This window comes from Mesorhizobium sp. M1143, assembly GCF_040318435.1.
Taxonomy (GTDB): Bacteria; Pseudomonadota; Alphaproteobacteria; order Rhizobiales; family Rhizobiaceae; genus Mesorhizobium.
Map to the genome: position 1 here is coordinate 1 of NZ_JAMYMJ010000111.1, position 4438 is coordinate 4438.

5 protein-coding genes are annotated in these 4438 nt (G+C 62.5%); all 5 read left to right on the top strand.

The window, feature by feature from the left end; translation table 11 throughout:
• The coding region (locus tag NKH35_RS30690) for an aminotransferase class V-fold PLP-dependent enzyme (RefSeq protein ID WP_352917441.1) at positions 1–850 on the top strand (850 nt) is incomplete at its 5' end.
• A 25-nt stretch (positions 851–875) separates the two neighbouring features.
• Positions 876–2084: a homocitrate synthase gene (nifV, locus tag NKH35_RS30695; RefSeq protein ID WP_023712671.1), complete on the top strand. Its 1209-nt coding sequence runs from the start codon at positions 876–878 to the stop codon at positions 2082–2084.
• Positions 2081–2461, top strand: a complete 381-nt coding sequence (nifW, locus tag NKH35_RS30700; RefSeq protein WP_023687348.1) for a nitrogenase stabilizing/protective protein NifW — start codon at positions 2081–2083, stop codon at positions 2459–2461. Before nifV ends, nifW begins: the two co-directional genes overlap by 4 nt.
• Before the next feature lie 183 nt (positions 2462–2644).
• Positions 2645–3496: an electron transfer flavoprotein subunit beta/FixA family protein gene (locus NKH35_RS30705; protein ID WP_352917445.1), complete on the top strand. Its 852-nt coding sequence runs from the start codon at positions 2645–2647 to the stop codon at positions 3494–3496.
• 17 nt (positions 3497–3513) lie between these two features.
• Positions 3514–4438: electron transfer flavoprotein subunit alpha/FixB family protein (locus tag NKH35_RS30710; RefSeq protein ID WP_352917443.1), on the top strand; the 925-nt coding region annotated here is incomplete at its 3' end.

The window sequence follows — 4438 nt, forward strand, 5'->3', positions numbered from 1 at the left end:
CTGCGCGCATCTTGAGAAGACCCGCCGCCTCAAGGTGCACAGGATCCCGGTGGATTGCCGTGGTCGGCTCGATCTCGACGCCTATATGGCCGCCCTCACCCCACAGGTTGCAATCGTGTCAATAATGTGGGCGAACAACGAGACTGGTGTGATCTTCCCCGTGGCAAGGCTTTCCGAGTTGGCCAAGGAAGTGGGCGCCCTATTCCATACCGATGCTGTGCAGGCGGTCGGCAAGCTTCCGATGGACCTGAAGTCGACCGCAATCGACATGCTGTCGCTCTCCGGCCACAAGCTGCACGGGCCGAAAGGGATCGGTGCGCTTTTCGTAAAACGTGGCGTCGATTTCCATTCGCTGATCAAGGGGGGTCACCAAGAGCACAACCGGCGTGCTGGAACCGAGAATACGCCCGGCATAGCCGGGCTCGGCACGGCGGCCGAACTCGCCTTGAAATTCATGGACGACGAGACCACACGGGTAAAGTCGCTCCGCGATCGCCTGGAGGGCGGGATCCTCCAGCGCATCCCAAGCACCTGTGTCACTGGTGATCCCTTGCAACGGTTGCCCAACACCGCAAACATCTCCTTCGAACATGTCGAAAGTGATGGAATTCCACTTCTCCTCAGCCGCATTGGCATCGCGTGTTCCTCTGGCTCGGCCTGCACCTCCGGCTCTCTGGAACCAAGCCATGTCCTAAGCGCGATGAAAACGCCACACGCGGCAGTCCGCTTCTCCTTGGCGCGGGACAACAGCGAAGAGGACATCGACCGGGTGCTCGAGGTCATGCCGGGAATCGTGGGGAAGCTGCGCAGCTTTTCCGGTTCTGGGCCGGGTAGTCCGGTCTATGCGTGAGCCGCAGAAGAACAGGCTGCCTGTCATGACCGGTCATGTCTCCCTCAACGATACGACCTTGCGCGATGGCGAGCAGGCGCCGGGCGTCGCCTTCACCACGACGGAAAAGCTGGAGATCGCTGAGTCTCTTGCGGCGGCTGGCGTGACAGAGATCGAGATCGGCACGCCGGTCATGGGCGTCGACGAGATGGAAACAATTCGCGCCGTGGTAGCGCGGCGTCTTCCGGTTCGGCTCATGGCCTGGTGCCGGATGACGTCGTTGGATCTCGATGCAGCGATCGAGAGCGGCGTCCAAGCGGTCAATTTGTCGCTGCCTGCGTCGGACATCCAACTTGCCGCCAAGCTCGGCCTCGACAAGGCGGGAGCGCTCCAGGTCATCGATCATATGGTCAGGCGCGCCGCCGATGCCGGCTTCTTCGTCGCGGTGGGCTGCGAGGATGCCTCGCGGGCCAATCGGGATCATCTCGCCCGCGTCATCGAGACGGCCGCACGCGCCGGCGCAAGCCGCGTGAGGCTGGCCGACACAGTCGGTGTTCTCGACCCGTTTTCGACCTTCGAACTTGTCGCCCAGCTCGTGGTGCAGTCTCCAATCGACCTTGAATTTCATGCGCACAACGATCTCGGACTTGCTGGCGCCAACACGCTGGCGGCGATCCGCGCAGGCGCGCGCCATGCCTCCGTCACCGTCCTGGGGCTCGGCGAGCGTGCGGGCAATGCCGCGCTGGAGGAGGTGGCCGCCGCAATGGCAGTCTTCGACGGCGCAGACACCGGCATTGAGCTGACCGCATTGCCCGGCCTCGCCGCCCAGGTGGCTTGGGCCGCCCGCCGGCAGACCGCAGCCACTAAGCCGGTCGTCGGCGCCGATGTTTTCACCCACGAATCCGGCATTCACGTCGCAGGGCTGCTGAAGGACTCGCGTACTTATCAGGGGCTCGATCCGACTCTCGTGGGCCGCTGCCGGCGGATCGTCATCGGCAAGCATTCCGGCGCCACTGCGATTGCCCATGTGCTGAGCGAAAGCGGTCGCGATCTCGACCCGGATCTGGCAGCCGCGATGGTGGCCCGCGTCCGACGCGAGGCGGCCGAGACCAAATCGACCGTCACTGCAACTCGACTGGTCGAGCTCTACGATGGAATGTGCAGCGAGCCATCCCTCATCGAGCTGTGCGGGTCCAAGTCAGCCGTGCGCGAGCGCACAGAGGCCACAGTTTTGCGACCAGGAAGAATGCAATGAATTGTTCCGCTGACAGCCGCCCCATGGATGTCACCGACATCCTCGCACGACTGAAGCGCTTGTCGGCTGCAGAGGAATTCTTCTCAGTCCTAGGCGTCGCCTATGACCCGAAGGTACTGAATGTCTCGCGGCTCCATATCATGAAGCGTGTGGGCCAATACCTCGCCGAAGAAGATTTCTCCGGTCTGCCCGACCAGGTGATTGCCGCGAGGGTGCGCGCGACGCTCGAACGAGCTTACGAGGACTTTGCGATTTCCTCGCCGCTCACGCATCGGATTTTCAAGGTGCTCAAGGACCACGATCCGAACAAACCTGCCGCGCCGGGTCACACCTTTGTTCCGTTCGACTCGGTACTGAAGCGGTTCGGACGGGAATGATCGGCGACAAGGGTGCGACGCGACAATGTCGAGCAGCCGCCAAATGCGGTCATCACCACAGCGCCGTCAGAAGCAACCAGCCGAAGTTGTAGGAAAGGGGAGCGCAAGAGACTTGGCACGAATAATGCGGACAAAGGAGAAACCGCAATGCCGGACCCGGACAGGAGCCTAGAGAAACCGCCAATGCACATCGTAATCTGCATCAAGCAGGTGCCGGACTCGGCACAGATAAGGGTCCATCCGGTCACGAACACGATCATGCGCCAGGGTGTTCCGACCATCATCAACCCTTACGACCTGTTCGCCCTCGAAGAAGCGCTCAGACTGCGCGACGCACATGGCGGCGAAGTCACTGTGCTCACCATGGGTCCGCCCATGGCAGAGGACGCGCTGCGCAAGGCGCGCGGTTACGGCGCCGACCGAGCGGTGCTCTTGACCGACCGCTATTTTGCCGGCTCCGACACGCTGGCAACCTCGTTCGCCCTTTCCCAGGCAATCGCGAAGATTGGCGAGACGTTCGGCACGCCAGACCTCGTCTTCACCGGCAAGCAGACGATCGATGGCGACACCGCCCAGGTCGGGCCCGGCATCGCCAAGCGCCTCGGACTCCTGCAACTGACCTATGTCGCGAAGATCCCTTCTGTCGACCTTGCTGCACGCGAGATCAAGGTCGAGCGCCGTTCCGAAGGCGGCACACAGATGCTGAAGAGCAGGCTCCCTTGCCTCATCACCATGCTGGAAGGCACAAACGAGATCCGCCGGGGCTCGATCCAGGACGCCTTGTGCGCCGCGCGCAGCCAGGTCTTGAAATGGAGCGCGGCCGACGCCGGCATTGAGGATCTCACCAAATGCGGCCTGCGCGGTTCACCGACGGTCGTCAAACGTGTTTTCGCCCCTCCTGCTCGAGCTGAAAAGGCGGCACAAATCGACACCGCCGAGAAGGCCTTGCGCGATGTCGCTGACGAACTCATCACCGCAATCTTCACCCGCCAGCCGGCGCTGGAACATGAGCTCGCCTTTAACGGCGGCGCGTGACGGCAAGGAGCAAAACGATGTCGACCGCGAACGGAGAAACCCCTCGCCCTGCCGCCGGCCGCGCCGGCATAAAGAAGGAATTGCCCGCCCATTTCAAGGACTATCGGCACGTTTGGGTTTTCATCGAGCTCGAACGTGGCGAGGTCCATCCGGTATCATTCGAACTGCTCGGCGAAGGCCGCAACTTAGCAGACAAGCTTCAGGTCCAGCTTGCAGGCGTCGTGCTTGGACCGCCGGGAGAGGCCGTCGGGAACGCCGTTGCCGAAGCATTCGCGTATGGCGCTGACCTTGTCTACATCGCCGAGGCGCCCCTGCTCGCCGACTATCGGAATGAACCTTTCACCAAGGCGCTGACGGATCTGGTCGATACCCACAAACCCGAAATCCTTCTTCTCGGTGCCACCACACTGGGCAGGGATCTTGCCGGCTCCGTGGCGACGACCTTGCAGACGGGGCTCACGGCCGACTGCACCGAACTCGATGTGGATACCGACAGTTCGCTCGCCGCCACGCGTCCGACTTTCGGCGGTTCCTTGTTGTGCACGATCTATACGCTCAATTTCCGCCCGCAGATGGCGACCGTGCGGCCGAGGGTCATGCCCATGCCGCAGCGGACGGATAAACCGGTCGGGCGTGTCATCCGGCACAAGCTTTCGCTTGCCGAGGACGAGATCGCTACCAAAGTCCTCGGCTTCCTGCCGGACAATCAGTCGGCGAAGGCAAACCTTGCCTATGCCGACGTCGTGGTTGCGGGAGGCCTTGGTCTTGGCGCGGCGGAGAACCTGCAGCTTGTGAAGAACCTCGCACGAGCAATCGGCGCCGAGCACGGCTGTTCGCGTCCGTTGGTCCAGAAGAGCTGGATGCCAGCTGATCGGCAGATCGGCCAAACTGGCAAGACGATCCGGCCGAAGCTTTACATAGCGGCCGGGCTTTCCGGCGCCG

What these genes read in the sequence shown, in the direction of transcription:
- nifV (WP_023712671.1), top strand. Translation starts at nt 876, where the DNA reads ATGACCGGTCATGTCTCCCTCAACGATACGACCTTGCGCGATGGCGAG.
- nifW (WP_023687348.1), top strand. Translation starts at nt 2,081, where the DNA reads ATGAATTGTTCCGCTGACAGCCGCCCCATGGATGTCACCGACATCCTC.
- NKH35_RS30705 (WP_352917445.1), top strand. Translation starts at nt 2,645, where the DNA reads ATGCACATCGTAATCTGCATCAAGCAGGTGCCGGACTCGGCACAGATA.